Origin of the sequence: Rhodococcus sp. ABRD24 (assembly GCF_004328705.1) — a bacterium.
In the GTDB taxonomy this organism is placed as follows: Bacteria; Actinomycetota; Actinomycetes; order Mycobacteriales; family Mycobacteriaceae; genus Prescottella.
This window is the reverse complement of sequence record NZ_CP035319.1, coordinates 4,051,739-4,078,457: the sequence shown is the minus strand read 5'-3', so window position 1 is coordinate 4,078,457 and position 26,719 is coordinate 4,051,739. Positions and strand designations below refer to the sequence as shown.

26 protein-coding genes and 1 tRNA gene are annotated in these 26,719 nt (G+C 67.0%); 10 read left to right on the top strand and 17 right to left on the bottom strand.

All coding sequences use genetic code 11. The features are described from left to right. The first annotated feature begins 150 nt into the window (after nucleotides 1–150). Entirely contained in the window at nucleotides 151–1,368 is a 1,218-nt protein-coding gene (locus ERC79_RS18215; protein ID WP_131579814.1) for an acetyl-CoA C-acetyltransferase, read from the top strand. Nucleotides 1,369–1,517: 149 nt separating this feature from the next. Then, nucleotides 1,518–2,372 carry a DUF559 domain-containing protein gene (locus ERC79_RS18210; protein ID WP_131579813.1) on the top strand — a complete coding sequence of 285 codons (855 nt, stop codon included), beginning with the start codon at nucleotides 1,518–1,520 and terminating at the stop codon, nucleotides 2,370–2,372. Between the two features lie 74 nt (nucleotides 2,373–2,446). Here ERC79_RS18210 and ERC79_RS18205 read toward each other — a convergent pair whose 3' ends face one another. After that, on the bottom strand, nucleotides 2,447–3,286 hold the full coding sequence (locus tag ERC79_RS18205; protein WP_207390362.1) for a Bax inhibitor-1/YccA family protein: 840 nt from the start codon (nucleotides 3,284–3,286) through the stop codon (nucleotides 2,447–2,449). Nucleotides 3,287–3,509: 223 nt separating this feature from the next. Here ERC79_RS18205 and ERC79_RS18200 point away from each other — a divergent pair, with 223 nt between their 5' ends. Further along, entirely contained in the window at nucleotides 3,510–3,848 is a 339-nt protein-coding gene (locus tag ERC79_RS18200; RefSeq protein WP_131579811.1) for a hypothetical protein, read from the top strand. An 8-nt stretch (nucleotides 3,849–3,856) separates the two neighbouring features. Here ERC79_RS18200 and ERC79_RS18195 read toward each other — a convergent pair whose 3' ends face one another. Then, nucleotides 3,857–4,993: a methyltransferase gene (locus ERC79_RS18195; protein WP_131579810.1), complete on the bottom strand. Its 1,137-nt coding sequence runs from the start codon at nucleotides 4,991–4,993 to the stop codon at nucleotides 3,857–3,859. Nucleotides 4,994–5,134: 141 nt separating this feature from the next. On the opposite strand from ERC79_RS18195, the gene ERC79_RS18190 reads away from it, so the two are divergent. Both ERC79_RS18190 and ERC79_RS18185 read left to right on the top strand, forming a co-directional pair. After that, entirely contained in the window at nucleotides 5,135–6,094 is a 960-nt protein-coding gene (locus ERC79_RS18190; protein WP_131579809.1) for a hypothetical protein, read from the top strand. A gap of 10 nt (nucleotides 6,095–6,104) precedes the next feature. Then, nucleotides 6,105–7,154 (top strand): beta-propeller fold lactonase family protein, encoded by a 1,050-nt coding sequence (locus ERC79_RS18185; protein WP_131579808.1) that lies wholly within the window; start codon nucleotides 6,105–6,107, stop codon nucleotides 7,152–7,154. A gap of 6 nt (nucleotides 7,155–7,160) precedes the next feature. Here the strand turns inward: ERC79_RS18185 and ERC79_RS18180 are convergent, their stop codons facing one another. The 3 genes from ERC79_RS18180 to ERC79_RS18170 all read right to left on the bottom strand — a co-directional run bounded on the left by ERC79_RS18180 (nucleotide 7,161) and on the right by ERC79_RS18170 (nucleotide 9,293). Next, nucleotides 7,161–8,249: an LLM class flavin-dependent oxidoreductase gene (locus tag ERC79_RS18180; RefSeq protein ID WP_131579807.1), complete on the bottom strand. Its 1,089-nt coding sequence runs from the start codon at nucleotides 8,247–8,249 to the stop codon at nucleotides 7,161–7,163. A 217-nt stretch (nucleotides 8,250–8,466) separates the two neighbouring features. After that, complete coding sequence (locus ERC79_RS18175; RefSeq protein WP_031940008.1) at nucleotides 8,467–8,670, bottom strand: cold-shock protein; 204 nt, start codon at nucleotides 8,668–8,670, stop codon at nucleotides 8,467–8,469. Nucleotides 8,671–8,921: 251 nt separating this feature from the next. Further along, complete coding sequence (locus ERC79_RS18170; protein ID WP_131579806.1) at nucleotides 8,922–9,293, bottom strand: antar domain protein; 372 nt, start codon at nucleotides 9,291–9,293, stop codon at nucleotides 8,922–8,924. Nucleotides 9,294–9,623: 330 nt separating this feature from the next. On the opposite strand from ERC79_RS18170, the gene ERC79_RS18165 reads away from it, so the two are divergent. After that, nucleotides 9,624–10,991, top strand: coding sequence for a hypothetical protein (locus ERC79_RS18165; RefSeq protein ID WP_131579805.1), 1,368 nt, complete (start codon nucleotides 9,624–9,626; stop codon nucleotides 10,989–10,991). A gap of 2 nt (nucleotides 10,992–10,993) precedes the next feature. Next, nucleotides 10,994–12,328, top strand: a complete 1,335-nt coding sequence (locus tag ERC79_RS18160; RefSeq protein ID WP_131579804.1) for a PQQ-binding-like beta-propeller repeat protein — start codon at nucleotides 10,994–10,996, stop codon at nucleotides 12,326–12,328. 116 nt (nucleotides 12,329–12,444) lie between these two features. On the opposite strand, the gene ERC79_RS18155 is transcribed toward ERC79_RS18160, so the two are convergent. The 6 genes from ERC79_RS18155 to ERC79_RS18130 form a co-directional block, all read right to left on the bottom strand. Then, nucleotides 12,445–12,518: transfer RNA gene (locus tag ERC79_RS18155), tRNA-Leu, on the bottom strand. A gap of 77 nt (nucleotides 12,519–12,595) precedes the next feature. Continuing rightward, the gene (locus ERC79_RS18150; protein ID WP_131579803.1) at nucleotides 12,596–13,552 is read right to left on the bottom strand and encodes a Ppx/GppA phosphatase family protein; all 957 of its coding nucleotides are present in this window, start codon (nucleotides 13,550–13,552) and stop codon (nucleotides 12,596–12,598) included. Beyond that, nucleotides 13,549–14,076, bottom strand: a complete 528-nt coding sequence (locus ERC79_RS18145; RefSeq protein ID WP_131579802.1) for a DUF501 domain-containing protein — start codon at nucleotides 14,074–14,076, stop codon at nucleotides 13,549–13,551. Before ERC79_RS18145 ends, ERC79_RS18150 begins: the two co-directional genes overlap by 4 nt. Beyond that, nucleotides 14,073–14,792 carry a septum formation initiator family protein gene (locus ERC79_RS18140; RefSeq protein ID WP_131579801.1) on the bottom strand — a complete coding sequence of 240 codons (720 nt, stop codon included), beginning with the start codon at nucleotides 14,790–14,792 and terminating at the stop codon, nucleotides 14,073–14,075. Before ERC79_RS18140 ends, ERC79_RS18145 begins: the two co-directional genes overlap by 4 nt. 8 nt (nucleotides 14,793–14,800) lie before the next feature. Further along, nucleotides 14,801–16,087, bottom strand: a complete 1,287-nt coding sequence (gene eno, locus ERC79_RS18135; RefSeq protein WP_131579800.1) for a phosphopyruvate hydratase — start codon at nucleotides 16,085–16,087, stop codon at nucleotides 14,801–14,803. 223 nt (nucleotides 16,088–16,310) lie between these two features. Continuing rightward, complete coding sequence (locus ERC79_RS18130) at nucleotides 16,311–17,033, bottom strand: lytic transglycosylase domain-containing protein (RefSeq protein WP_242676629.1); 723 nt, start codon at nucleotides 17,031–17,033, stop codon at nucleotides 16,311–16,313. Between the two features lie 337 nt (nucleotides 17,034–17,370). Between ERC79_RS18130 and efeU the strand changes: the two genes are divergently transcribed. From efeU to efeB, 3 genes are read left to right on the top strand one after another with little or no spacing between them, the layout of a single operon-like run. Beyond that, nucleotides 17,371–18,267, top strand: a complete 897-nt coding sequence (gene efeU, locus ERC79_RS18125; protein WP_131579799.1) for an iron uptake transporter permease EfeU — start codon at nucleotides 17,371–17,373, stop codon at nucleotides 18,265–18,267. A 46-nt stretch (nucleotides 18,268–18,313) separates the two neighbouring features. After that, nucleotides 18,314–19,408 (top strand): iron uptake system protein EfeO, encoded by a 1,095-nt coding sequence (gene efeO, locus ERC79_RS18120; protein WP_131581302.1) that lies wholly within the window; start codon nucleotides 18,314–18,316, stop codon nucleotides 19,406–19,408. Further along, the gene (gene efeB / locus ERC79_RS18115) at nucleotides 19,398–20,702 is read left to right on the top strand and encodes an iron uptake transporter deferrochelatase/peroxidase subunit (RefSeq protein ID WP_165497224.1); all 1,305 of its coding nucleotides are present in this window, start codon (nucleotides 19,398–19,400) and stop codon (nucleotides 20,700–20,702) included. The genes efeO and efeB overlap by 11 nt, the downstream gene beginning before the upstream one ends. Nucleotides 20,703–20,723: 21 nt before the next feature. On the opposite strand, the gene ERC79_RS23190 is transcribed toward efeB, so the two are convergent. The 6 genes from ERC79_RS23190 to ERC79_RS18090 form a co-directional block, all read right to left on the bottom strand. Beyond that, entirely contained in the window at nucleotides 20,724–20,870 is a 147-nt protein-coding gene (locus tag ERC79_RS23190) for a hypothetical protein (RefSeq protein ID WP_165497165.1), read from the bottom strand. A gap of 63 nt (nucleotides 20,871–20,933) precedes the next feature. Beyond that, the gene (locus tag ERC79_RS18110) at nucleotides 20,934–21,788 is read right to left on the bottom strand and encodes a glycoside hydrolase family 16 protein (RefSeq protein ID WP_131579797.1); all 855 of its coding nucleotides are present in this window, start codon (nucleotides 21,786–21,788) and stop codon (nucleotides 20,934–20,936) included. 63 nt (nucleotides 21,789–21,851) lie between these two features. Further along, nucleotides 21,852–23,999 (bottom strand): hypothetical protein, encoded by a 2,148-nt coding sequence (locus ERC79_RS18105; RefSeq protein ID WP_131579796.1) that lies wholly within the window; start codon nucleotides 23,997–23,999, stop codon nucleotides 21,852–21,854. Then, nucleotides 23,992–24,789, bottom strand: coding sequence for a glycoside hydrolase family 16 protein (locus ERC79_RS18100; protein WP_131579795.1), 798 nt, complete (start codon nucleotides 24,787–24,789; stop codon nucleotides 23,992–23,994). Before ERC79_RS18100 ends, ERC79_RS18105 begins: the two co-directional genes overlap by 8 nt. A 37-nt stretch (nucleotides 24,790–24,826) precedes the next feature. Beyond that, the gene (locus tag ERC79_RS18095; RefSeq protein WP_131579794.1) at nucleotides 24,827–25,522 is read right to left on the bottom strand and encodes a DUF998 domain-containing protein; all 696 of its coding nucleotides are present in this window, start codon (nucleotides 25,520–25,522) and stop codon (nucleotides 24,827–24,829) included. Next, nucleotides 25,522–26,718 (bottom strand): hypothetical protein, encoded by a 1,197-nt coding sequence (locus tag ERC79_RS18090; protein ID WP_131579793.1) that lies wholly within the window; start codon nucleotides 26,716–26,718, stop codon nucleotides 25,522–25,524. Before ERC79_RS18090 ends, ERC79_RS18095 begins: the two co-directional genes overlap by 1 nt. Nucleotide 26,719 lies beyond the last annotated feature (1 nt).

Sequence of the window (26,719 nt, the reverse complement as noted above, 5' to 3'; positions counted from 1 at the left end):
CGGACATTTACCCAGCTCATAGGCCACGAGCGTCGCAAAATACAGTGTCAGGGCGGGGCACTGGCCACCGATTCGAGGCGGCCTCGCAGTAACACGGCCCCGGCAACGTAAGTTCATGGTCGAAGAGACCAATCGTACGAAGGAGTTTCCATGCCCGAGGCAGTCATTGTCTCCGTTGCCCGCTCGCCCATCGGCCGCGCCGTGAAGGGCTCCCTGGCAAGCATGCGCCCGGACGACCTCGCCGCGCAGATGATCGCCGCCGCTCTGGCGAAGGTTCCCGAACTCGATCCCACCGAGATCAACGACCTGATGCTCGGCTGCGGCCTCCCCGGCGGCAAGGCCGGCTTCAACATGGCGCGCATCGTCGCCATCAAGCTCGGCTACGACAGCCTGCCCGGCACCACGATCACCCGCTACTGCTCGTCGTCGTTGCAGACCACTCGCATGGCGTTGCACGCGATCAAGGCCGGCGAGGGTGACGTGTTCATCTCCGCGGGTGTCGAATCGGTGTCGAGCTTCGCCGCCGGCAACTCGGACTCGCTGCCCGACACGAAGAACCCGTTCTTCGCCGAGGCCATGGAGCGCACCGCCGTCGCCGCGCAGGGCGGCGTCAAGTGGAGCGATCCCCGCGAGAACGACATCGTCCCCGACGCGTACATCGCGATGGGCCAGACCGCCGAGAACGTCGCGCAGCTGACCGGCATCTCCCGCGAAGACCAGGACCGCTGGGGCGTCCGCTCGCAGAACCGTGCCGAGGAGGCCATCAAGGCCGGCTTCTTCGAGCGGGAGATCACCCCGGTCACCCTCGCCGACGGCACCGTCGTCTCCACCGACGACGGCCCGCGCGCCGGCGTCACCTACGAGGCCGTCAGCCAGCTCAAGCCGGTGTTCCGTCCCGATGGCACCGTCAACGCCGGCAACTGCTGCCCGCTCAACGACGGCGCTGCCGCGCTGGTCATCATGAGCGACACGAAGGCCAAGGAGCTGGGCCTGACCCCGCTGGCTCGGGTCGTTTCCACCGGCGTCTCCGGCCTGTCCCCCGAGATCATGGGCCTGGGCCCGATCGAGGCCACCAAGCGCGCCCTCGCTATCGCCGGCAAGTCGGTCAGTGACATCGACCTGTTCGAGATCAACGAGGCATTCGCGGTGCAGGTCCTCGGCTCGGCTCGCGAGCTCGAGATCGACGAGGACAAGCTGAACGTCTCCGGTGGCGCCATCGCCGTCGGCCACCCGTTCGGCATGACCGGCGCCCGCATCACCGCGACGCTGCTCAACAACCTGCAGACCCACGACAAGCAGTTCGGTGTCGAGACCATGTGCGTCGGCGGCGGCCAGGGTATGGCGATGGTGCTCGAGCGTCTGAGCTGATCAGCCACTGACACTCGCCGCACGTCGGGCGGTTACTGCGATCGGCTCTCGGCCGTTGTCGCAGTAACCGCCCGACGTCGTTGCGGAGGTTATCCACAACCCGCAGGTTGGGGCTGTCCGACGGCGCGCGACTTCGCCATGCTGGCCGGATGCAGCCGTTCCGAGGATCGCGGGCCGTAGCCGACGGCACCGTGACCGTTCATCACCTCCGCCACGACTTCACCCGCATCTACCGGGACGTCTACGTTCCCAGAGGTACAGCCGTCACGCCGCGAGTCCGCGCGCAGGCCGCATGGATCTTCGCCGGGTCCGCCACAGTGCTCACCGGATACTCCGCGGCCGCGCTGCACGGAGCCCGATGGATCGACACCACGGCACCTGCCGAAGTGATCTGCCACGGGCACAGGCGAGCACCGGCAGGCTTGCTGATCCACAACTGCCACCTCGACGCCGACGAGGTCTGCACCGTCGACGGCATGTGTGTCGCGACCCCCGCCCGCGCCGCCTTCGATCTCGGCCGACGTCTGCCTCGGCGAGATGCGATCAGCGCACTCGACGACCTGTGCCGGAACAGTGGACTCTCCGTCGAGGACATCGAACTGATCGCCAAGCGTCACCCGCGTACGCCAGGGGCGGTCCGGCTTCGGCGCTATCTCCCCGATGTCGACGCCGGCTCCGAATCGCCGCCCGAGACTCACACCCGACTCGTAATCGTCGACGCAGGACTGCCGCGACCCGAGACACAGGTCCCGCTCGTCGCATACGGACGGGAGTTCGCGTGGGCGGACATGGGCTGGCGCCGCTGGTCCGTGCTGGTGGAGTACGACGGGGAACATCATTGGACCGACCGCCGCCAGCGTGCCTGGGACATCGAGCGAGCCGCGCGGATCGAGAAGCTCGGGTTCACGGTGGTCCGGGTGGGTTCCGAACTCCTTTACAACCGGCCCGGCACCCTCGTCACTCGAGTGCGCGAGAAGCTCCGTGAGGCCGGTGCACCCATATGACGACGGGCGGTTACTGCGTCCGGCTCTCGGCCGTTGTCGCAGTAACCGCCCGTTCGTGAGGCAGTGCTGAAGATCTAGTCCCGGAAGTAGCTCAGCAGGCGCAGGATCTCGACGTACAGCCACACCAGGGTGACGGTGAGACCGAGCGCGACGCCCCATGCCGCCCTCTCCGGCGCCTGGGCGCGGATCAGCTGATCGGCGGCGTCGAAGTCCAGCAGGAAGCTGAACGCGGCGAGGCCGATGCAGACGAGGCTGAAGATGATGGCGACGGCGCCACCGTCGCGGAGACCGAAGCCGCCGTCGGTGAAGAAGCTCGCAACCAGGTTGCCGATCATCAGGACCAGGACGCCGATGAGGCCGCCGATGATCATGCGGGTCAGGCGCGGGGTGACGCGGATGGCGCCGGTCTTGTAGACGACCAGCATGCCGAAGAACACGCCGAACGTGCCGAGCACGGCCTGTCCGATCAGAGCCGAGCCGCCGACGCCGCCGAATTCGACAGAGGTGAACATGAACGACAGCGCACCGAGGAACACACCCTCACAGGCCGCGTAGGCGAGCACGATCGCCGGGTTGTCCATCTTGCGGCCGAAAGAGGCCACCATCACCAGGACGAAGCCGATGAGGCCGCCGCCGATGACGAACGGCGCGGCCAGATCCGTGTTCCCGTCGACCAGGAAGTAGGAGATGATCGCGGCCACGGACAGGACACCGAGCGTGATCGCCGTCTTGGTGACCACGTCATCGATCGTCATGGCCCGCTGGTCGGTCTTGTACTGCTCCGGAGCCTGGTACGGCTGGCCGTACTCCTGTGTGGCCTGCGCGGCACCAGCCGGCGCAGATCCGAACGTGGCGTAACCGCCGCCTTCCTGCTTGGGCAGGTTGCGGAACACCGGGTTGCTGGTGGTGCGCACCGTGCACATCCCTTCTGAGGTGGTTCTGTGCGCTGTCGAGCACAGAATCTGCCGGATGAATCCGAGCTTCGTTGTCCATAGAACGTCCCACACCACGCGGGAAGTTCCCATACCCGCCCTGAGTCAGACATTTCGGACTCTACCGGGGGTATACCGACCTCTGCCAGACACGGACCCACTCAACCGTATCGCCAGATTCGATCAATCAGCACAGAATAGGTTCATGGGAACAGAAGAGGGATCCGACCAGACACTGGATGTGAGCGAGAGCCTCGATTCGGACGAGGTACGCAACGCCGACGGCGACGACGTCGTCGACGCGCCGGACGAGTGGAGCGAGGCAGACCGCTTCGGCACCACACTGAGGGAGGCCGAGGCGGGTGAAACTCTCGACCAGCGCCTCGCCGAGGAAGAGCCCGACACGCCACCGTCCGGTGAGGAACGCGAGGACCCAGCCGAGCTCCAGAGCGCCGAAATCGTCGACGGCGTCATCGTCGAGGATCTCGGACGCCACCGCGGCCAGATCGACGGAGACCCGTCCGGAGGCGGCCCAGTCGAGTAGTGAGACCCCTACCGCGTGCGGACGGACCGCGTGACGGAGAACTTCGGGTTGCGCGCGATCAGCTCGGTTGGCCCCACCGCGCGCGACAGTGCGCTCTTGTGTTCGAGATGCGAATTGAACACCGTCCACATCTCGCCGCCGGGGCGCAGCACCCGACCGGCCGCGGCGAACATCTTGGTCGCCGCGCCGGTGTGTACCGCGGCGCCGACATGGAACGGCGGATTGCAGACGATCAGGTCGACGCTGGCATCCGGAATCGATGCCATGGCGTCGTCGCGTAGCCCCCGCACCCGATCCCCGACGCCCGCCGCACGGGCCGTCGCCTCCGCCGACGAAACGGCAGCAGCCGACTGATCGGTCGCAATGACCTCGAGTCCGGGGCGCCACGATGCGAGCGCGACTGCCAGGATTCCGGTACCGCAACCCAGATCGACAGCGGTTCGCGCATCGGGCATTGCGCGTGGCAGGAACTCGAGCAGGTACCGGGTGCCGATGTCCAGCTTCGTACCGGCGAAGACGGCGCCGTGTGCGAAGACGTCGAGGTCCAATTCGTCGAGGTACTCGGAAATCGGGAAGCGTGCATCCGTCGGAATCTGCCGCGGCGTGTCAGCGATCAGCGCACGCGACTTCTGTCGGCCACGGCTGGCACGTACGTTGACGAAGGACCGCGCCAGCACCTCATTCATCGTCGGGGTGATGTGCTTGTCGCGCCCGCCCGCGAACACGACCACGCCGGGGTCGGCGTACCGCGCGATCGCGTCGGCGATCTCGTCGAGTTCGTCGAGACTGCGCGGCAGTTGCAGCAGGACGACGCGGGCGCCGGTCAGCAATTCCTCCCCCAGCCCACACGACCGGTAACAGTCTGTCAGCTCGACGGCCGATGCATTGTTCGCGAGCGCACGTTCACCGGTGAGCGGATCCTGGTACGAGCGGATCCCGGTTGCGCCGAACCGCACCGCGGCACCGAGCGTGAGGGCGCCGTAGTGGTCGCCGATCACGGACACGGTTCCGGCCGGCGCCGAGGACAGGGCGTCCGCCGCCTCGTCGAGAATCAGCCGGTCCGCAGCATCGACGGCGAACAGGTTGGGTGCCTCGACGTCGGGGAACCGACGCATGAGGGTGAACAGGTTTTCGGCGGAGAGCATGGCTGTAAGTGTGCGCGTACCCCGTGACGGCAGCGGGTTGGGGGCACCCGGGCCGCTATCCGGACAAATCACCATTTCTTGTCTCCTGCTGACGCTAGGCTCCACCCGAAGGTGCGCAACCGGACAAACAGGGGTGATTCGATGGCGTCGGCGAGACAGTACGTAGCGGGATTTGCGATCACGGCGATGGCCGTCGGCCTCGTCGTCGCGAGTGCCGGGACCGTGTTCGCGGAGCCCACCGGCTACCCGCCGGGACCGCGCGCCATGGGCTCCATGCAGTCGAGGCCATTCCTTCCCACGCTGGAAGGTGGCGCGTACGCCGTCGACGGAAACGACCTGTACGTTGCCGACATCGAGTTCCACCGGGTGATCAAAATTGTTGCGGGCGAAGAGGAACCGATAGCCCTGCCGTTCACGGGGCTGCACGGACCAGCTGGCGTCGCGACGGAGAACGGCAACGTCTACGTCGCAGACACTCGCAACAACCGCGTACTCGCCCTCGCTGACGGCGAGTCCACCCCCAAGACCCTTCCGTTCGAAGGACTCTCGAGCCCGACAGCGATCGCGGTCGAGGCTGGCACCGTGTACGTCGCCGACACCTGGAACGGTCGGGTCCTCGCGCTGCGCCCGGGTGATTCGGCCGCGACCGTCCTCCCCTTCGGCGAGATAGGCCGACCCGGACACCTCGCGGTGGAGAACGGCAACGTCTTCGTGGCCGACTCCTCAGGCAAGCGGGTGATCGAATTACCTTCGGGTGCAACAACTCCGATCATCCTGCCCTTCCAGGCTGTGCACGAGATCGCCGGTCTGACCGTGGACAACGGTGACGTGTACTTCCTCGATCTCGAGCCCTGGATCTCCATCCCCTTCGGTTCGCTGACCCAGCCGCCGGCCGCGGACGCGATTCGCCGGGTCCCGGCAGGTAACGCGACACCGATCACACTCCGATTCGACGGCTTCCGCGACCCGGCCGTCCTCACCATCGACAACGGCGCCGCTTATTTGGTCGACGGTGTGCGCGAGCGGATACCGACCCCGTTGACGACCTCACCCTCGCCCGGATCCGGCGCCGGCAGCCTCGGACTCCTCTTCGGCAGCTGAAGGAGTACCTATGCCATCGACCACACGGCCGGCCACCCGCAGACGTCTCGCAGCTCTCGCAACCACCCTGCTCCTGCCGGCCGCGGCGATGCTCGCGCTGCCGGCCCCGGCGCACGCCGACGCCGTCGTCGCGACCATTCCCGCCGGCTCCTATCCGCACGGCATCGCAATCACCCCCGACGGAACGCGCGCCTACGTGACCAACGACGTCGTCGGAACAGTCACGGCCATCGACACCGCATCGCGCAGGATTCTCGCCACGATCGATGTCGCGGGTCCGGCCCTCGACATAGCGATCTCGCCTGGCGGACGTGAGGTGTACGTCAGCACATCCACGGATTCCTCGGTTGTGGTGATCGACGTGGCGACAGACACTGTCGCCGCCTCGATTCCGATCGGCTCGGGGGCCAACGCCGTGACCGTGTCCCCCGACGGCACCCGCCTCTATGCAACCAGTGGGTCCGCCAACACACTGTCGGTCGTGGACATCGCGGCGCGGTCCGTCACCGCGACGATTCCTGTCGACCGCGGACCCCAGGACGTAGCGATCAGTCCGGACGGCGCCACGGCGTACGTCGTCCACGATGCGAGCGGCACCCTACTGGCGATCGACACGGCGACGCACATCACGCGCTACTCGGTCTTCCTCTCCGCTCGCCCGCAGGCCATCGCCCTGACGCCGGACGGCACCCGCGCCTACACCGCGAACGATCCAGGCAACACCGTCTCAACGATCGACCTCACGGCCCGCAAGCTGACGTCGACGATCAGCGAAGGGTACGGACGGTCCGCGATCGCGGTGACCCCCGACGGTGCATACGTATACGTGACGGATTTCGTCTTCGACAAGGTCTCGGTGATCGACACCCGGACCGACAGGTTGCTCGGCGACATTCCGGTCGGCAGCTGGCCGGGTGGCATCGCAATCACTCCGGACGGCGCGTACGTGTACGTCACCAACCGCGATGCGAACACCGTGTCGGTCCTGACTACGTCCGTCCTGCCGACACCCACGCCCACGGGATCGCTGGCCTCGCTCGGCGCTCTGTTCGGAAGCTGAATCTCATCACGGCAGTACCTCGACCCGGTTCGAGGCCAGCAGGCTCGCGTGTGTGGGCGCCTCGGGGACGTGTGCGGGACGCCGGGCGTCGAACTCGCGTCGCAGCACCGGCACAACCTGCTCGCCCAGCAGGTCGAGCTGCTCGAGCACCGTCTTCAGCGGCAGACCGGCGTGATCCATCAGGAACAGCTGACGCTGGTAGTCGCCGAAGCTCTCCCGGAACGAGAGGGTCTTGTCGATGACTTCTTGCGGGCTGCCGACGGTCAGCGGCGTCTGCTCGGTGAAGTCCTCCAGTGACGGCCCGTGTCCGTACACCGGCGCGTTGTCGAAGTACGGGCGGAACTCTCGGACGGCGTCCTGCGAGTTCTTGCGCATGAACACCTGACCGCCGAGACCGACGATGGCCTGATCGGCCGCGCCGTGCCCGTAGTGCTCGAAGCGACGGCGGTAGAGGTCGACCAGCCGGACGAAGTGGTCTCGCGGCCAGAAGATGTTGTTCGCGAAGAACCCATCGCCGTAGTACGCGGCCTGCTCGGCGATCTCGGGGCTGCGGATCGAGCCGTGCCACACGAACGGCGCGACGCCGTCGAGCGGACGGGGCGTCGAGGTGAACGCCTGCAGCGGCGTGCGGAAGCGGCCCTCCCAGTTGACGACATCTTCGCGCCACAGCCTGTGCAGCAGTGCGTAGTTCTCGATCGCGAGCGGGATACCCTCGCGGATGTCCTTACCGAACCACGGGTACACGGGCCCCGTGTTACCGCGGCCGAGCATGAGGTCGACGCGACCGTCGGCGAGGTGCTGGAGCATCGCGAAGTCCTCGGCGATCTTCACCGGGTCGTTGGTGGTGATCAGCGTCGTAGCCGTCGAAAGCAGGATGCGCTCGGTGCGGGCCGCGATGTAGCCGAGCATCGTCGTCGGCGACGACGGCACGAACGGCGGATTGTGGTGCTCGCCGGTCGCGAACACGTCCAGGCCTACCTCGTCGGCCTTCTGCGCGATAGCGACCATCGCCTTGATGCGCTCGGCCTCGGTCGGGGTCCGGCCAGTCGTGGGATCCGCGGTCAGGTCGCCGACGGTGAAGATTCCGAACTGCATGCGCTACCTCCAAAATATTTCAAAGTTCAACTATATCCGGAACCGTTCCCGGTACGCGCCTATTCCGGACACCTCTGGAGGCGCCTCGAGTTCGAGGACAACCCGCAGGCCCTCGCCTGGACCTGGGCCAACCGCTCCCGTTGCAACGGCAAAGGGCCCCGCTCCTGACGGAGCGGGGCCCTTTGCGTTCTGCTTCTACCCTAGCGGGTAGACGCGATCAGATCGCGGTGATGTTCGTGGCCTGGGGGCCCTTAGCGCCCTGACCCAGGTCGTACGACACACGCTGGTTCTCGTCCAGGCTGCGGAAGCCGCCGCCCTGGATCTCCGAGTAGTGCGCGAACACGTCCGCGCTGCCATCCTCGGGAGCGATAAAGCCGAAGCCCTTTTCCGCGTTGAACCACTTCACCGTGCCGGTTGCCATTTAGTACTCCTCTTGCTTTGCCGATCACGAATCGCCGATGTTCGAGCGACCCGGGCCAGTACTGCCGAAAGCGATACCCGAAGAGGAGAACCATCCCCACTACTTAAGGATTTGTGAGCGCACGGATGCGCCAGCACAAAACACTATGACCACCTACAGTCAAGCACACCTGAGGCCGGAAGTCGACGCAATTCGGATTCTGCTGCCGGACGCGGGGATTCCGGCTGGCCGTTCGCGCGCATTGTCGCAGCTCAGCACGGTATCGCGGCGACATGCCGCTCGAAGCGATCGTTGCGCCGGTGCGATTCGCCGAGTTGACGGATCTCCCGAAGCCAGAAGTGTGAGGCCAGGGTCGTCTGCTCACCTGCCCTGATCTCGTCCTCGGTGCCGTCCACGACGGCAACCAAGCCTTCCATCAGGGAGGCGATCCGGATGTTGTTCTCCTGCGAATGCCGCATCAACAGCTCCGCAGCGAGATCGCTGTCACAGCGATAGAGGATGCCGACGATCTCGAGGGCACGGGCACGGATGGTTACGGATCGACGGCGCGCGGCATCCCGCGGTGCGCGGACGCCTGCCGGCCGGGCTCTACTACCCGGCGTATGGATGGTGCTGTGGTACATGTTCTTCCTTTGTAGGCATCGCGAGATTCGCTCGACGACACCGCATCTCGGCGCTGGATGCGCCCTGTGAATATGATCCGTCGGTCGACAACCCGCTTCTCCGGCATGGGTTGGACCGACAAGTTCGTGAGGGGTTGAGATAGCTCACCGCGCGAGCGGCTGGAGATTTCCGTCCGAGCCGACCTGCTGCGCTGATGACATCCCCCGACCGGTTCACTATACGGCATCGCTTGAATCACCCTCCTTCCCGGTCTGTAACACCCGATACTCGGGGAGCGAGATCCGGACAGACCGGTCGGGCGACCGGACCGGGACGAGCGGTGGGGGAACGTGGACCAGGACAGTGCAGCCCGCAAGCGCAGCTCGACACGCCTGGACGCGTGGACATCAGCGCTGGTCGTGATATCGATCGTCGCGGGCGGCATCGCTGCGGTCGGGATGGTGACCCGCGCGTCGACTCCTCCAACTCCCCCGACCTCAGCGGCTGCCATGACCGCGACGACCGCTCCTGCGCAAACGACTTCGACGGAACCTCCCGCTGATCCCCTCTACGTCACGCCGACCGTCGCGTTTCCGACTCGGATCCCAGGCTGCAACGTGGTCGAGCCACCCTCGGACGACGCCACAGCCTCCTGGGTGATCGTGGGCGATGAGGACTCCTACGACAACCCCCGCTACCCGTGGTTCTCGGGACCGAAGGCGACCGCGATGTCGGAGGCACTGCGCGGGGCGCTCCCCGACGACGTCGAACTCGAGTACTCGTCCCCGGACAACTCGCTTGTCTTCGCGCCGATCCCCGACTACGAATCGACTTCCGGACTCCCCCACGACCTGGATCCGGATTCCCTCGGAGGCTGGACCACCGCACACGGGCGACTGATCCGCGGTGAGGATTCAGGTGACGTGTACTTCAACGTGCGCCGCGGTGACAGCCCTCCGCCACCGTGCGTAGCCGGTGAACTCGTCGAGCGTCGGACACAGCCGGACGGTTCGGTGATCGACGTGCAGGACACCTGGTCCGAGTCCAACGGCACCCGGACACTCCGTCGTGGAGCATCGGCCTACCTGCCCGACGGCACCCACGCCAGCGCGACAGTCTCCAACAGCCGGCCCGACGGCGGCGCGGCGGGCGCCATCCCGGTGTCGTTGGACGAACTCGTCGCGCTCGTGACCGCACCCGGCCTTCGCGTGACCGCGCCCGTGCCGCCGGGCACCGCCGCACCGATCACATCCTGCTCGGGGGGAATGCAGGAGAACGAAGGGACGCGGCTGACGCGAAAGACGATCGAACGCCTCGATCGGGCACTGGACGAGCACTGGTCCGCCGATGCACCGCCGGGCTGGGTTCTCGCCGCACCGATCGGCTCGCTGCAGCTGACGAACAGCCGCGCGATCGAGGCGTGTGCGGCCGTCGAGGTCACCGGCCCGGACGGAGCGGGCCGCCTGGAGATCTCGCTACAGGGTGGGCAGCAGGCACCTGTAGCGGTAGACGAGTACGACCCAGCAAACGAATGGTCCCGCGCCGAGGTCCTCATACGTGAGGACGGAACCGTGGTGGAGCAGGAGGGCTATGGCGCGGACCGAATCGTGACCGTCACGCGACCGTCGGGCACCCGTGTCCGTGTCCACACGACATTCCCTGCAAGCTATGACGTTCTCGAATCCATCGGCACCGCAACCGGTCTGGAGGTGAATTGAACTTGGGACTCGACAGAAGCGCCCGCAACCTAGTGATCGCCGCGACGGCAGCGGTTCTCACTGTCGGCAGCGCCGCCGCAGTCGTCGCCACCACCGACCACGGCCCGGCTGCCGCGCCTACCACGACCTGGCGCATCGACGCGGCCGAGACCTTCGGGCGGTCCTTCGCCCAGTTCCGCAGCCCCGTGCCCGGCAACGAGTTCGATCTGGGCGAAACAGGATTCGTCGAATCCGGGGGAACCCTCGTCACAATGATGGCGCTGCCGAATCCGCGGACAGCGGCCCTCGATCAGCCGACCATGATCGGCGTCGATGCCGACACCGGAAACATCCGCTGGACGGTACCCGCGGGAGACCTCGGTGGATGCGCCGCAGAACCGTTGCGAGGAAAGGTGGTCTGCTACTCGAGTTCCTACGAGGGCGATCCCACAATCATCGGGTTCGACGCGCGGACCGGCAACGTCTCCCGCACCTCACTGCCGAACGACTGGCGGGTCCTCGCAATCGGCGCGAGCGGCGATCGACTGATCATCGTCGAAGGCGACCCCGAATCCGACGACATTGAGGCTCATGGCGGTACGTTCGACACCCCGGACACGGGCTGGACAACGACGTTCGATATGGGTACTGCGTGGGAGGACCTGTACTCCGATCAGGTTCTCACCCTGATCGACGAGACCGGCATCCTCGAAATCGGTGGCAGCACTGCCGGATTCGCAGTTGATTCGGGAAGAATACTCTGGTCGACGGCCATCAGCGAATGCTCCGCCTCCGCCCGCATTGCATCCGGTCGGTCGATCGTCACCCGCACCGAATGCCGAAGCGGACGTGTGCCCGGCACCGATGTCTACGACCAGGCCGGGACGCTGCTGTTCACCACCGATTCCACCAGCACCCGACGGCCCTCCCTCGACCGACCCTCCGACGTCTCGCTACCGCTCGTGATCGACGAAAGCGCCTACGACAGCAGTTCTGGCGAGCTCCTTTGGAGCGACTCCGAACTCGGCGCGGCTTCGCACGTCGCGATCGTGGGTGACACCGTGCTAGTACGTACCGAGGAGTCGGAATCCGCTTTGGACCTGCGCACCGGGACCCGGCTATGGCAGCGGGCGTCCGCCGGCAACCCGGTACCGACCGCCTTCGACGGGCGGAATGCGCTCGCGGTCACATCCGAGGCACTGATCGCGATCGACCCGCACACAGGCCTGACTGCCTGGGCTGTTCCGCTGGAGCGTCTCGGGCTCGAAGGACGCGGCGGCGGCCAGAGCCTCACGACGACGCGAACCGGCGTGGCACTGGTCGACGGCGAATCGTTCACGACGGTCCATACCAACTGATCGCAAATGCCCCAACGCGGGCGACGAAGCACTCCGCCCACCCACTCGCGGCCGTAGTGGGGACCGACCGATCAATCGGCACTCCCGGAAGCACCGATGGCCCCGCGGGTCGGCGGTGCCCCCAGTCGGACTCGAACCGACACTGTGCGGATTTTAAGTCCGCTGCCTCTGCCAATTGGGCTATGGGGGCCCACCACCGGCCCGACTCCGGTGGCCACGCAAGTGGAACCCATCGAACAGTTTAGGCAGTTCGAGGAGTGAGCTACTTCACGACCCGCCCAGTGGGATCGACATTGCAATCCCATCGAGAATGTCGTGCTCGCTGACGACGAGTTCACCGATTCCGGCGCGGCGCGAGAGTTCGTCCGCGAGAACGGTGGTGACGATGGCACCGCCGCCGATCACGTCCACCCGCCCCGGATGAACCGGGCCGAGGGCCGCACGCTGGTCGTGCGTCATCGATACCAGTCGCTGCGCGACGGCGTGTAGCTGCTCGAGACTGAGCCGGGACAGGTGCACCCGGTCTGCGTCGTACTCGGGCAGATCCTGCGCCACCGCGGACAATGTGGTCATCGTGCCGGCGACCCCGACCCACGTGTGGGCTTGTTCGACCGGGACGCGGGCGAATGACTCCGCGAGCCGCTCCGACGCGAAGGCGCGGGCCGCATCCACCTGATCCGCGCTCGGTGGATCGTCGTGCAGGCAGCGCTCCGTCACCCGGACACAACCGATGTCCGTCGAGAACGCTGCGTGGACACCGGCGTCATCGCCGAGGACCACCTCGGTGGACCCGCCGCCGAGATCGACCACCACGAACGGTCCTTCGGCCGGATCGAGTTCGCCCACGGCACCCGAGAACGACAGCCGCGCTTCCTCGTCACCGGTGATGACCTCGGCCTGCGCGCCCGGAATTACGGCGCCCAGCACCTCACGCGTCATCGCGAAGAAGTCCTCACGGTTGGCGGCGTCGCGCGTGGCCGAGGTCGCGACCATCCGCACTGCCACCGCGCCGGTGTCCCGGATGATGTCGGCGTACTCGCTCAGCGCCACGCGGGTTCGTTCGATCGCCTCGGGCGCGAAGGCGCCGGTGGCGTCGACGCCCTGGCCGAGCCGCACGATCCGCATCTGACGACTGACGTCGGTCAATCGGCCGCTACCGTCGGCATCCGCGACCAGCAGACGGATCGAGTTGGTGCCGCAGTCGATCGCGGCGACGCGGGTCACTCGTCCTCCGCAGGACCCTGGTACTGCGGCCAGTCCGCGGGAATCGCGGTGCCCCGCAGCTTGCCACGGGCGGCAAGCGCAACGGACTCGTCGCCGAACGGGTTGACCCCCGGACCCTTCGCGAGCGAGTGCGCCATGAGTACGTGCAGGCACTTGACCCGGTCCGGCATACCGCCACCAGTGAAATCGGTTCCGAGCGAATCGATCTCGTTGCGCTCGGCAAGGTAGGACTCGTGGGCGAGACGGTAGGCCTCGGCAAGTTCCGCGTCGGTGCCGAGCCGCTCGGTCATCTCACGCATCACACCTGCCGACTCCTGACGGCTGGCCTCCGCGGTCAGCCGCGGATCCGTGAGGTAGTACAGGGTGGGGAACGGGGTGCCGTCGGGCAGCCGGGGTGCCGTCTTCACGACACCGGGCTGACCGTCCGGGCAGCGGTAGGCGATCGCGAGCACGCCACGCGGGACGCGACCCAACTGCGCCTGCACCGCATCGAGATCTTGCTGAGGGACGGACGATTCACTCACCCGGTGGGTACTCCTGGTTCTCGAGGTGCGGGCGCCGGCACCGTTCGGGTCTCCGGCGTTGCGGGTTCGGGCTCAGCGACAGGTAGCGGTTGCGTCATTCGCTGCCACAGATCGCTGTGCCATGCCCCGGTCGATGGCGGCGGGGGCGGAGCATCCTTGACCGGAGGCTTGTAGTCACCGGGTAGCTGGACCTTGTACGGCGTCTCGCCCGGCTTTACCAGACCGAGCCGTTCACGGGCCTGCGCATCGATCCACGCGGGGTCTTCGATCTGCTGCTTCTGAATCTGCAGTGCTTTCAGCTCGTTCTCGAGCGACACGCGTTCGGAGGCCAGTCGGTCCGCCTCGGCGCGCTGAGTGAGGTAAGTGCGCAGCGGCATCGCGAGAGTCAGTGCCAGCGCACAGATCACTACGGCGAGAATCACCGCACGGCCCGTCGACAGCCCGAAGAAGGTGCGCTCGGGCCGTTCCGGCGGCGCGACCCGCCGCGCACCCACCCGGGAGGGGCGGGTGCGGGCGGCGCGAGTGGCTCCATCGACCGCTGCGTCCGCACCGGGGGTTTCCGGTGCGGTGGAGTCGCTGCTGCCGGTGGGCGCGGCAGGCGCACCGGACCGGGCGCGGCGGGGCCGATGCGGCCCCTGCCCGGTTCCGTCGCTGCGGCGCTCGGGACGCCCACCCGGAGAGGGGCGACCCGACCGCGACCTACCGCGCTGGTTCATCAGCCTGCTTAACCCTCGAAGGCGAACCGCGGGAAGGCGAGCTCACCGGCGTAACGGGCGGCGTCGCCGAGGCTTTCCTCGATGCGCAGCAGCTGGTTGTACTTCGCGACACGCTCGCTTCGGGCGGGAGCGCCCGTCTTGATCTGACCGCTGCCGACGGCCACGGCCAAGTCGGCGATGGTAGTGTCCTCGGTCTCGCCGGAGCGGTGGCTCATCATGGTCTTGTAGCCGCTTCGGTGCGCCAGGTCGACCGCGTCGAGCGTCTCGGTGAGCGTGCCGATCTGGTTGACCTTCACCAGGAGCGCGTTGGCGGCACCCTTGGCGATGCCCTCCTCGAGGCGCTCCGGATTGGTGACGAACAAATCGTCGCCGACGAGCTGGATCTTGTTGCCGATCTGGTCGGTCAGGGAAACCCAGCCCTCCCAGTCGTCCTCGTCCAGCGGGTCCTCGATGGAGACCAGCGGGTAGGCCTCGAGCAGCTCCGCGTAGAACGCAGCCATCTCGGCGGCCGTGCGGTTCTTGCCCTCGAACTTGTAACCGGTGCCGTCGGTGTAGAACTCGGTGGCCGCGACATCGAGCGCGAGCGCGACGTCGGTACCGAGCTTGAGACCGGTCTTGGCAACCGCGATGGCGATCAGGTCGAGCGCTTCCTTGGTGCCCGCAACATCGGGAGCGAAGCCACCCTCGTCGCCGAGACCGGTGGACAGGCCCTTCTCCTTGAGCACGGCCTTGAGGGAGTGGTACACCTCGGCACCCCAGCGCAGCGACTCCTTGAAGCTCGAAGCACCGATGGGCGCGACCATGAACTCCTGGACATCGACGCCGGTATCGGCGTGGGCGCCACCGTTGAGGATGTTCATCATCGGCACCGGCAGGACATGCGCGTTAGGTCCACCGACGTAACGGAACAGCTCGAGACCGGACGTCTCGGCACCCGCGCGAGCAACGGCCAGCGACGCGCCGAGCAGCGCGTTGGCGCCGAGGCGGGACTTGTCCGGGGTGCCGTCGGCGTCCAGCAGGGCCTGGTCGACGGTGCGCTGCTCGGTGGCGTCCAGGCCGATGATCGCCGGCGCGATCTCGCCGAGCACGGCCTCGACGGCCTTCTCGACGCCCTTGCCGAGGTAGCGGTCGCCACCGTCACGCAGCTCGACGGCCTCGTGCTCGCCGGTGGAGGCACCGGAGGGAACGGCAGCGCGGGCGAAGCTGCCGTCGTCGAGCAGCACCTCGACCTCCACCGTGGGGTTGCCACGGGAATCGAGGATCTCGCGAGCTCCGACCTGCTCAATGATGGCCACGAATGGTTCTCCTTCGACGGCTTCGTACGGCTGCTGCGGACGGCGGATCGAGCCCTTCCGGACAGACAGCGTCTGGTGTTGTCTACTGGCGGACGGCGCTAGTGAGCCGCCCGAAGCATAGTGCCAGGTCTGAGCCTAACCGGCGTAACCGACTCCCGTCTCGAGGCACGCGCGTCGCGCCCATCACTCCTGGTGCTCGTCACCTCCGAAGCCCGTGGAGTCGTCACCGCCGTATTCCCACCGAGTACGCCGCCGCCCGATCGCGCACCTCCATCAGATACTCCCCCGACAGGTTGTACGCCATGAGCGCCTTCTGCCAGCCGTCAGCGGTGGTGAGGTCGCCGCCACGGGCGCACAGGTAGCGGGCCGCGGTGAGCGCTGCGTCGTCGATGTTGTCGGGATCGGCGACGCCGTCACCGTTCGCGTCGACGCCCCAGCGCTTCCATGTTTCTGGGATGAACTGCAGTGGGCCCATCGCGCGATCGTGCGTCGCGTCGCCGTCCGATGTGCCGTCGTCGGTGTCAGGAATCTCCGCGACGCCGGGCGAGCCGTCGAGCGGGATGCCACGGATCGGCGGGTCCACCTGTCCACTGTCACCAACGCGCGCACCCCCATGGGTGCCGTGCTTGCTCTCCACACTCGCAATACCAGCCAGTGTGGTCCAGCCGATTCCGCACTCCGGCCGGGTCTGTTCCATCACGCGCGCCGCGTAGCCATACGCCTCGAGCGCGGTGACGGAAACCCCGATCGGCGTGGCGAGCGGCCCCGCCCAGTCCCGTAGCAGGCTCGCGGTACGGCCGGGCGCATTGATGTCGATCACCGGGACCGGCGCACCGAGGCCCGGCGGAATACCAGCGGGGACCTCGATCGGCGGCTGGTCGAGATCCGCGAGCCCGACCGACAGGGTCACGACCGCCACACCCACCAAGGCAGCCGATGTCACCATCACGGCCACCCGCCCGCGGCGACGCGGCCTCGGCGGGCGCGGCGCTGGCGGCATTCTCGTCGGGTTCGCCCTCGGCGTCCCGTTTCTCGCCGCCCCAACTCTCGTCGCCCCAACTCTCGTCGCCCCAACTCTCGTCACGGCAACCATCATCCAGACCAGACGGTCGCGACGCTCGCCGGATTGAGGACCGAACACCCAATTCGGACGAAAAGGGCTGAATACGACCCGGTTTCCGAGCGGCCTCAGGTGATGCTATTTTCAGCGTGAGAATCTAAGGTTTGCCTTGCCTATTTCGAGGGCCCGCCGACCGTACCGACTCGGATCAGGAGCATATGCAGTGTCTGTCCTCGCCGCGGCCGCGGGCGCGCCGTCCATCGCGACACAGCTGTTCGGCAGCGGTCTGATCGGCGTCCGCGAGGGCCTCGAGACCGGGATCGTCGTGATGATCCTGGTCGCGTTCCTCGTCAAGTCCGAGCGCCGGGATGCCCTCAAATGGGTATGGGCGGGCGTCGGCGCAGCCATCGCCATGGTCGCCGTCCTCTTCGTCGCCATTCACTTCGGTACCTCGACCGTCACCGGCACAGCCGCTGAACTCATCAGCGGACTCGCGTCTGTCATCGCAGTCGCCATCGTGACCGCCATGGTGCTGTGGATGCGCACCGCTGCCGCGTCGATCTCCGGACATCTGAAGACCGGAATGGGCCGGGCACTGGAGGTCGGGCCGCTCGCGGTCGCCGCAATGGCGTTCTTCGCCGTCGGACGCGAAGGGGTCGAGACCGCACTGCTGCTCGTCGGCTATGCCGAGAACACCGACGGCAGCGCGTGGCCGCTCGTCGGCCTCCTGCTCGGCATCGTGATCGCCGCGGTCCTCACCGTGCTCCTGTACGTGGGCGCCGTCCGCATCGACTTCGCCCGATTCTTCCGTTACACCGGCGTCTTCCTCGTGGTCGTCGCCGCCGGCATCCTCTCCTACGGCGTCCGCGCCCTGCAGATCGCCGGCCCGCTGCCCGGCGGGGGCACGATGGCGTTCGACATCTCGTCGGGGTTCGACACGTCCAGCTGGTACGGGACCGTGCTGTCCGGAATCTTCAACTTCCGCCCCGATCCGACCGTGCTCCAACTCCTGGCGTGGGTCGTCTACCTCGTGGTCGTGCTGCCGCTGTTCCTGCGGCCCGTGACCACTCGGCCGAAGTCGGCCGCCACCGAAGAAAACTCCCAGATCACCGTCTCCTGAAAGGCTCTGCCCCGTGCGTCGTAACAGCTCCGCGATCGCTCTACTCATGATCGCCCCGCTCGCCCTCGCGGCCTGCACGTCCAAATCCTCAGGCGGCGAATCGATCACCGTGACCGCCACCGACACCGCATGCGAGATCTCGGGCAACACTGCCGAGACCGGCAACACCACATTCGCGATCACCAACAACGGCGCCAAGGTCACCGAATTCTATGTCTTCGGGGACGGCGACCGGGTGATGGGCGAGGTCGAGAACGTCGGACCCGGACTCACCCGCCAGCTGATCGTCAATCTGGCCGAGGCCGGCACCTACCACACCGCGTGCAAACCGGGCATGGTCGGCGACGGCATACGCAGCGAATTCGTCGTGACGGGTGACTCGGCGGCCCCGACCGACCAGGACGGCCGCCTCGCCGAGGCCGCCGCGGGATACAAACGCTACGTCGACAGTCAGCTGGCCGCACTGCAGGAGACGGCCACCGCGTTCGTTGCCGCGATCAAGGCCGGGGACATCGCGAGCGCCAAGGCTCAGTATCCGCTCACGCGCACCTACTACGAGCGCATCGAGCCGATCGCCGAGAGCTTCCCCGACGACCTCGACCCGCGCATCGACCTGCGCGAGGTGGACGTCGAGCCGGGCTGGAACTGGACCGGCTTCCACCGCCTCGAGAAGGACCTGTGGATCCAGGGCCCACAGCCCGACACGCACACGATCGCGGACCAGCTCCTCGCCGATCTGCAGGAGCTGACGGACGGCGTTGCCGCACCGGACTTCCGGATCGACCCTATCCAGATGGCGGGCGGCGCGCAGACGCTACTCGACGAGATTGCCCGCACCAAGATCACCGGCGAGGAGGACATCTTCTCCCACACCGACCTGTACGACTTCCAGGCCAACGCCGACGGCTCGCAGGCAGCGATCGCTTCGCTGCGCCCGATCCTCGACGAGCGCAACCCAGAACTCGCCGCGCGCATCGATCAGCGCTTCGCCGAACTCGATCAGGCCCTCTCGCAGTACCGCCAGGGCGACGTCTTCGTCTCGTACGAGACGGTGACCGAGCCACAGCGCCAAGCACTGTCGCAGAAGATCGACGCGCTGTCCGCCGAGGTGAGCCAGGTGCAAGGTGTCGTTGCAGGATAGCGGCGGGCAGGGCCGCAATCAGGACAGCGTCGCAGAGCCCGAGCCACGTCCGGGTCTGTCCCGCCGACGCCTGTTCGGCGCCATCGGAGCGGGCGCCGTGCTCGCCGGGACCGGCGCCGCAGTGGGGCGCCTGACCATCCCCGAGGCGGCAGCATCGACGGCGCAAACAGTTCCTTTTCGTGGCGAGCACCAGGCCGGAATCGTCACGCCCGCACAGGACCGGATGCACTTCGTCGCGTTCGACGTCATCACCGACTCGCGTGACGAACTGGTCGAGATGCTGAAAAAATGGACCTCGATGGCCGAGCGGATGACCGCCGGCGAGGAGGCCACCGAGGACGGTGCGATCGGAGCCGGCGAGTACAAGCCGCCGAGCGACACCGGCGAGGCGCTCGATCTGCACGCGTCCAAACTGACCCTCACGATCGGCTTCGGACCCTCTCTGTTCGCCACCGATGGCAAGGACCGGTTCGGACTGGCAGGTAAACGGCCGGCAGCTCTGACGGATCTGCCGAAGTTCACGGGCGACGCCCTTGACCCCGCCCGCAGCGGCGGCGACATCGCGATCCAGGCCTGCGCCGACGACCCGCAGGTGGCGGTGCACGCCGTCCGCAATCTCGCCCGCGTCGGATTCGGTGTGGTCGCGGTGCGCTGGTCCCAGCTGGGCTTCGGCCGCACCTCGTCGACGTCGACCAGCCAGACCACTCCACGAAACCTGTTCGGGTTCAAGGACGGAACCCGCAACATCAAGGCGGAGGACCCGGCGGCGGTGTCCGAGTTCGTGTGGGTTGACCCCAATGACGATCAGGCCTGGATGGCGGGCGGCTCGTACCTGGTGGCCCGCCGGATCCGAATGCTGATCGAGCCGTGGGACCGCACGACGCTACACGAGCAGGAACGGGTGTTCGGCCGCAGCAAGGGCAGCGGCGCGCCGCTCGGTGAGAAGGACGAGTTCTCGCCGCTCAACCTCGAGGCGAAGGGTGCCGGCGGCAAGCCGGCGATCGACACCGACGCCCACGTGCGGCTTGCCTCGGCGGAGGAGCTCGGCGGCATTCAGATCCTGCGCCGCGGCTACAACTTCACCGATGGCACAGACGGATTCGGTCACCTCGACGCCGGGCTCTTCTTCATCGCCTACTGCCGCGATCCGCAGAAGCAGTTTGTGCCGATGCAGCAGAACCTGGCCCGCAACGATGCGCTCAACGAGTACATCAAGCACGTCGGCTCAGCGGTGTTCGCGGTGCCGCCGGGCGTCGGCGACGGCGGCTACTGGGGGTCGACGCTGTTCGACTGAGCGGCTCGGACACCATCTCGATCAGCGGCGGAACAATCGATCGATCAGGCTGGTACGGGGCCGACGGAACTTCGGGCAGTCGCACAGCGCGCAGGGCGTTCCGCGGCGGTAGTGCTCGTGCGCGGCAAACTCGTGGCCGCAACTGCATTCGGAGGTCTCGTCGGCCATGCCGCGAGTGTAGGAGATCACACGAGGACCGGTCGCAGCCGCATCGTCGACACGCCGCGACCGCTACTGCGAGTAGCGCACCCAATCGACGAGCATGGTCGCGGGGAAGGGCGTTGTGCCGTCCACCGGTCCGGGCCAGTCACCACCGACAGCGACGTTCAGCAGCAAGTACGTCGGGGCGTCGAAGACCCATCGCTCCCTCGCACCCAAATCCGACTTCGATACGGTCTGCACGACGTTGCCGTCGATCGACATGCTGATCGACCCGGGCGACTTCGCCACGGCGTAGTTGTGGAAACCGGCCGAAAGGTTCGCACCGATCGAACCGGCCGCGGAGCGACTCCACTGGCCACCCGCGACACTACCGGCGCCGCTCCTCGGTCCGTGGACACCCACGTGGTACTGCGAGCCGTCACCGATCACCTCGAGCGCGTCGATCTCTCCGCATTCGGGCCAGCCGACGGTATCGATGTTCGCACCGAGCCCCCAGAACCCGGGGTGTATCCCCTTGCCCGCAGGCACCTTGATGCGGGCCTCCACAGTGCCGTAGGTGAAGTCGAACCGCCCCTTCGTGACGAGGCGTGCGGACGTGAAACCGGTTCCGTTCCGCCGCGCCTCGACAACCAGGTGCCCGCTGCCGTCGAGTCTGGAGTTGTCGCGCGAGTCCGTGTACACCTGTTTCTCATTGTTCCCCCAACCGCCCCCGCCCGTGTCGTATCGCCAGAACGACGGGTTGGGCGCTGCTCCGGCGGGGCCGTCGAACTCATCCGAAAAGGTCAGGGCGACATCGGTTCTCAAATGCTCACCCTCCCGGTCTGCAGCGCGCGCACCGGCACCAGGCGGCAGCGAAACGCCCATAGCCAACGCCGCGGAAAACACTATGACTCCCGTGAACCGGATCGATCGTCCCCAGCGCATGCGCTCATCGTCGCACCCCCGCCGTCACCGCCGGTTCAGCCGCAGGGAGGCTTGTCCCAACTGTTATCCCCGATCGGGCATGCCGTGCGAAAACCGGAATACGGTGGTGTGGCCGTCGGCGGCGTAGAGCGTCCAGTCGGTGCTCATCCACAGCTGGCGCTCGAACTCCTCGACGGCTCCCGCCGGGAAGTATCCGTAGTATTCGAGCGCCGCCGAAGCCTGGGCGGTCAGGACAATGAACGAATCTCCTTCACGCGCTGCCGCTTCCGCAGTCAACTGCGCGACCTGTCCGGAGTCGGGGAAGTTCGCGAGAACGTCGGGCGGATAGGACACATAGGGCCGATCGAAGTACTTGTCGTACTCGGCGAATCGGATGTAGTCGGCGCTGCCCCGTGTCGGCAGACCCGCGGCATACAGGGACATCACCGTCGCCGGCGCCTGCTCGGCAGCGAGCATGTCCTCCGCCAGAACCACCTGGGATCGGTATCCGATGACCAGCGACCACAGGCCGAAATAGCCTTGGAGACCGGCGAACACAGCTCCAATCACGGTAACGCCCACCCCTGCCCACACCGCAAGGCGCAACCTGGCAGCGACTCCGGACATCGACACCGCGTCCACCAGCAAGGGTGCGATCAGGATCGCGCAACCAGGTACCGCGTACAGGTACACCCGGAAGATGGCCTCGCCACCGTAACTCTGCCCGGCGAGCAGCACAAAGGAGCTGAACGCCATGACGGCAGCGATCAGCGACGGCCGCTGACGCCGCCACCACAGCACCGCGCATGCTGCCGCCACGAGAATCACTCCGGCCGAAAGTGATCGGCACACCACCGACGTGAACAGTTTGCCGACGGTGCCGTCGAGTGCAACGTTGCTGGCGGCGTTGTCGATGGGGTTGAATCCGGACAGCAAACCGTAAGGAGCGACGATGTCGAGTCTCGGCACGAGGTAACTGAACAGGAGCACTCCGAAGGCGACCGGAATCCACCACGGGCGAACTCTGCGGGTCACAGTCAGCAATGCAGCCACCGCAAGCAACCAGTACGGCGTCAACTGGTGAGTCGGCACCAACGCGGCGAACAGAGCAACGGCCGGATAGGCGGCCCGGGGACTCTCCCGGGATGCGATGAGCAGAGCGACGATCCCCAACGCCATCACCAACGCGAGCGCCTGCGGCGAGAAGTAGTCCTGCCCCACCCAGTTCACGATCTCGGCGATCATCGCAGCCGCGAGCGCGACCCGGATGTCCAAACCGATCAGGAGCGCGATGCAGACGATCCCGATCGCAAGCAGCGCGTGGACGACCGGCGCGAACCAGTGCGCGACCAGCAACGCGTCGACGGACGTGACATTCCCGAACCAGGCGAAACTGGTGAAGAAGGCCGGCCATTCGCCGTAGATGTCGATGCCCTCGGGCGGAAGCGCGTGGAACCGCTCGATGTAGTCCACGACTCCGATGTGCTTGTAGGTCCATCCGTAGATCGGCACCTCGGTGATCAGCGTGACCGTCACCCGTTGGACGAGGATCGCGGCACCGATCGCCACTGCGGCGGTGGGCAACCGCCCTTCGCGCAGCGCCCATAGGAATGCCACGACAACGAGGACCAGGGCCGCCACGAGACCGGGGCCAGCGCCGACGAACAGCAATCCGAACTGCGAGTACGGCACGTCGCGAAGCCCCGGAAGTACCGCTGCCCAGCAGACCAGGCCGACGATGAGCAACCGCAAAGGCAGATTGGACCGCAGCCGCGCCCACGCGGAGCTCATCGTGGCCGGCCGATCGGGCCTGAATCCCGCTCGCAGTCGCGCGAGCATCGGACCGGGGTGCCCGACAGTCCTGTAGTCGTGGATCGAGGCCGAGACCAGCACCGCGCCTGCCAGTGCCAGCAACAGTCCGGTCGGCGGCCACCGATGGAACCACGCGAGGACCGTCGTGGATGCGGCAACCGCCGCGATACCCACCACCGGCACCGCCGCGACGACGGCCGCCGCCGGCACCCGTATCCAGGTCATCACTGCCGCGCCGGGACCGACCAGGAGGAAGACCGTCAGCAGCACTGCCTGCAGCGGCCCGGGAATCGGCAGCAGGGTCGCGAATGCGAAGCAGACGGATACGAGCGCCACCGCATCCAAACGGCGCATCCGTGACCGCCCGGATTCGCCGGCGTCGTGTGGCGTGGCGACCAGCGCCGCTCGATGGTCAGCCATCGGTCACCCTCACCCAGTCGACCAGCATCGACGATTGGAACGGTGCCGTCGGATCCACTGGGCCCGGCCAGGCCCCGCCGACCGCTACGTTGAGTAGCAGGAAGAACGGCTTGTCGAATACCCAGCGATCCCCTTGGCGCAGATCCCCGGGCTCGAACGACGCGGTGGTGCGGTCATCGATCCCCATCGCGATCCGCCCCGGATCCCGTTCCACCCAGTAGACATGGAAGTCGTCGGTGAGCGAGGGGGTCTCGCGGTCCTCGGACCCCACGGTCCACCGTGTGCCCGAGGCGGACGGTCCGTGCAACGAGTGATGCGTGAAGTCGGCACCGTTGACGGCTTCGACCACGTCGATTTCACCCGACTCCGGCCATCCCACCCGATCGAGGTCGGCGCCGAGTAGCCAGAATGCGGGATGCAGTCCGGCACCTGCCGGCAGCTTCAGTCGAGCCTCCGCACGGCCGTGGACGAAGCTGAACCGGTCGTCCGTCGTGAGTCGGGCCGACGTGATCCCGTCATCTGCGCCCCGCGCCGTGATGACCAGGCGACCGGCCCCGTCCAGTTGGACATTGGACGAATCGTCGGTATAGGTCTGAGATTCACCGTTTCCCCAGCCCCCTGCACCCATGTCGTAACTCCACCGCGCCGGATCCGGCCGCGCACCCGGCGGGCCGTCGAAGTCGTCGACGAACAACACCGACGTCGGCTGAACGCCCCTGCCCGCGGCATACCGACCCTCGGTGAACCAACCGGCGCCGACGACGCACGCGAGTAAGACCCACACGAACATCCACCACCCCGTGGAGATGCTGTTCCGGAACCGCGACCTAGCCATCCCGACCGCCCACCGACGCGACGCCGGGAACGATCGCTCCGATACAGCGCACGATCTGCATGCAACCCACGAATCCCAGCACGGTCGCGTAGCCACCCAGACGTTCCATTCCGCCGATACCCAGGCCACCGTCCCACCCGTAGCTGTAACAGAAGTAGGAAGCCGCACCGACGACGCCGCACACGAGGGTCGCGCCGATCCACCCGGATATCGAGGGCACGGCGCTGCTCAGAGCCCCGCTCACGACATCCCGGGCGGACAACGCGATGGTCACACAGGCGAGACTGCCGAACAGGAAGAAGAGAGTTGCGCCGACGGAATGCACGATCCAGGAGGTGTCCGGCCTCGCGACACCGGTCACCACCGCACCGAGGCCGGCGACCGACAGGTACGCGGCGCCCGCCGAGCCGATCGCACCGATGCCGCGCCACGCCCACGCCGCCACCAGGAACGCGAGCCCCACGAGAACCACGGACGCGCGGAAGACGACGGCGGTCCGGCTGCACGGATCGCTGCCGTCCGGTCCGCAGAACGGCACCATCAGATCACTGACGTAATTCTCTCTGTAGCTGTATCGGCCGCGCCAGGTCCCTGCCACCAGGAACTCACACACGAAGAACTGCACCGAGGCGACGAGAAGCCAAGGCGACAGCCTGCGAGCAGGGAGCGAGCCGAGCCGTGCGGTCATCACGGTGTCCTTCCCGGGAAGAGGCTGAGCGGATCGAGCAGGGCGGAATCAAGTGCATCCTGGACGATGTCGACATCGAACACGTTGTCGTGCAACGACGCAGTGACGTCGAGCTCCGGGCCGCGACGGAGCATCGTGAACACGATCGACTCGGGCTCGGCAGGCTCGCTCAGGACGCCCGCGAAGCGCTGGCCCGGCCCGTCGACCCAGTCGAGGCTGCAGAGCGGAATCACCTGTCCCACATCGGAGAAGACCAGTCTGGCTCGGGGTGAACACGACACCGTCGTCGCCGGGCCCGGACGCCCCCCTGCCCGTACCGCCCGCCTGAATCGGTGGACGCTGTGCGCGAGTGACGCGAGTGGCCGGCCGGCCGCGAGCGCCTCGCCTATCCCCCGCCCGAACTCGATCGGGTCTCCCGGATCGGGAAGAGTCAGATCGACCCCGGCGGTGAAGTTCCCGTGCACGGTTGCGGACTCAGGTAGATAGCGTCGACAGTCGAAGATGACGCTGGTGCTGTCGGTGGCCGGGATCCGCGCGCGGACCTCGCGGGAAACCGCGGCACACAGGATTGCGGCCAGCGACGTACCCGACATCCAGCGGTCCCGCCATCGACGCAGTTCGTCGGCGAGTCCGACGGAGGCCGACGCGACGAGCACCGACGGGGACCGTGTCCACGACCGCGTCGGGGCATGATCGTCGATGTCGGTTCTTCCGCGATCGACCCCCAGCAGCGCGCGGAGTCGGCGCGGATCGGATCCGTAGAATGTCGAGACGGCCCGCGCAAGCGGCGCAGACACCTCCCGGTCACGCACCCACGAAGGCAGCTCAGCGGCGGGACCGTCCAGCAGTGCACGGGTGAGGAGAACCATGAGCCGACTGTCACCCAGCCCGTGACACAGGTCCACGAACAGGTAGTTTCCGGCGGTGGCAAGCCCGAGCGGCGGCCCGTCGCGCGGCTCGCGTGCCAGTTGCCGGAGGACCAGCGGGAGGTCGCCGGCTCCACACTGAGGGAGCGCACGCACCGGCACCGGGTCCGTCGCATGCAATCCAGCCATCACGCCCAGCGGCGTGCAGCGTCGACCGGCGTCGATCAATGCTGCTGCCCGAGAGGCGATCTCGTCGTTGGACGGGAGTCGAACCGGGCCGACCACACCGAGTATCCGGCTGCCCGACCACATCGCGTCACGCGTACTCATG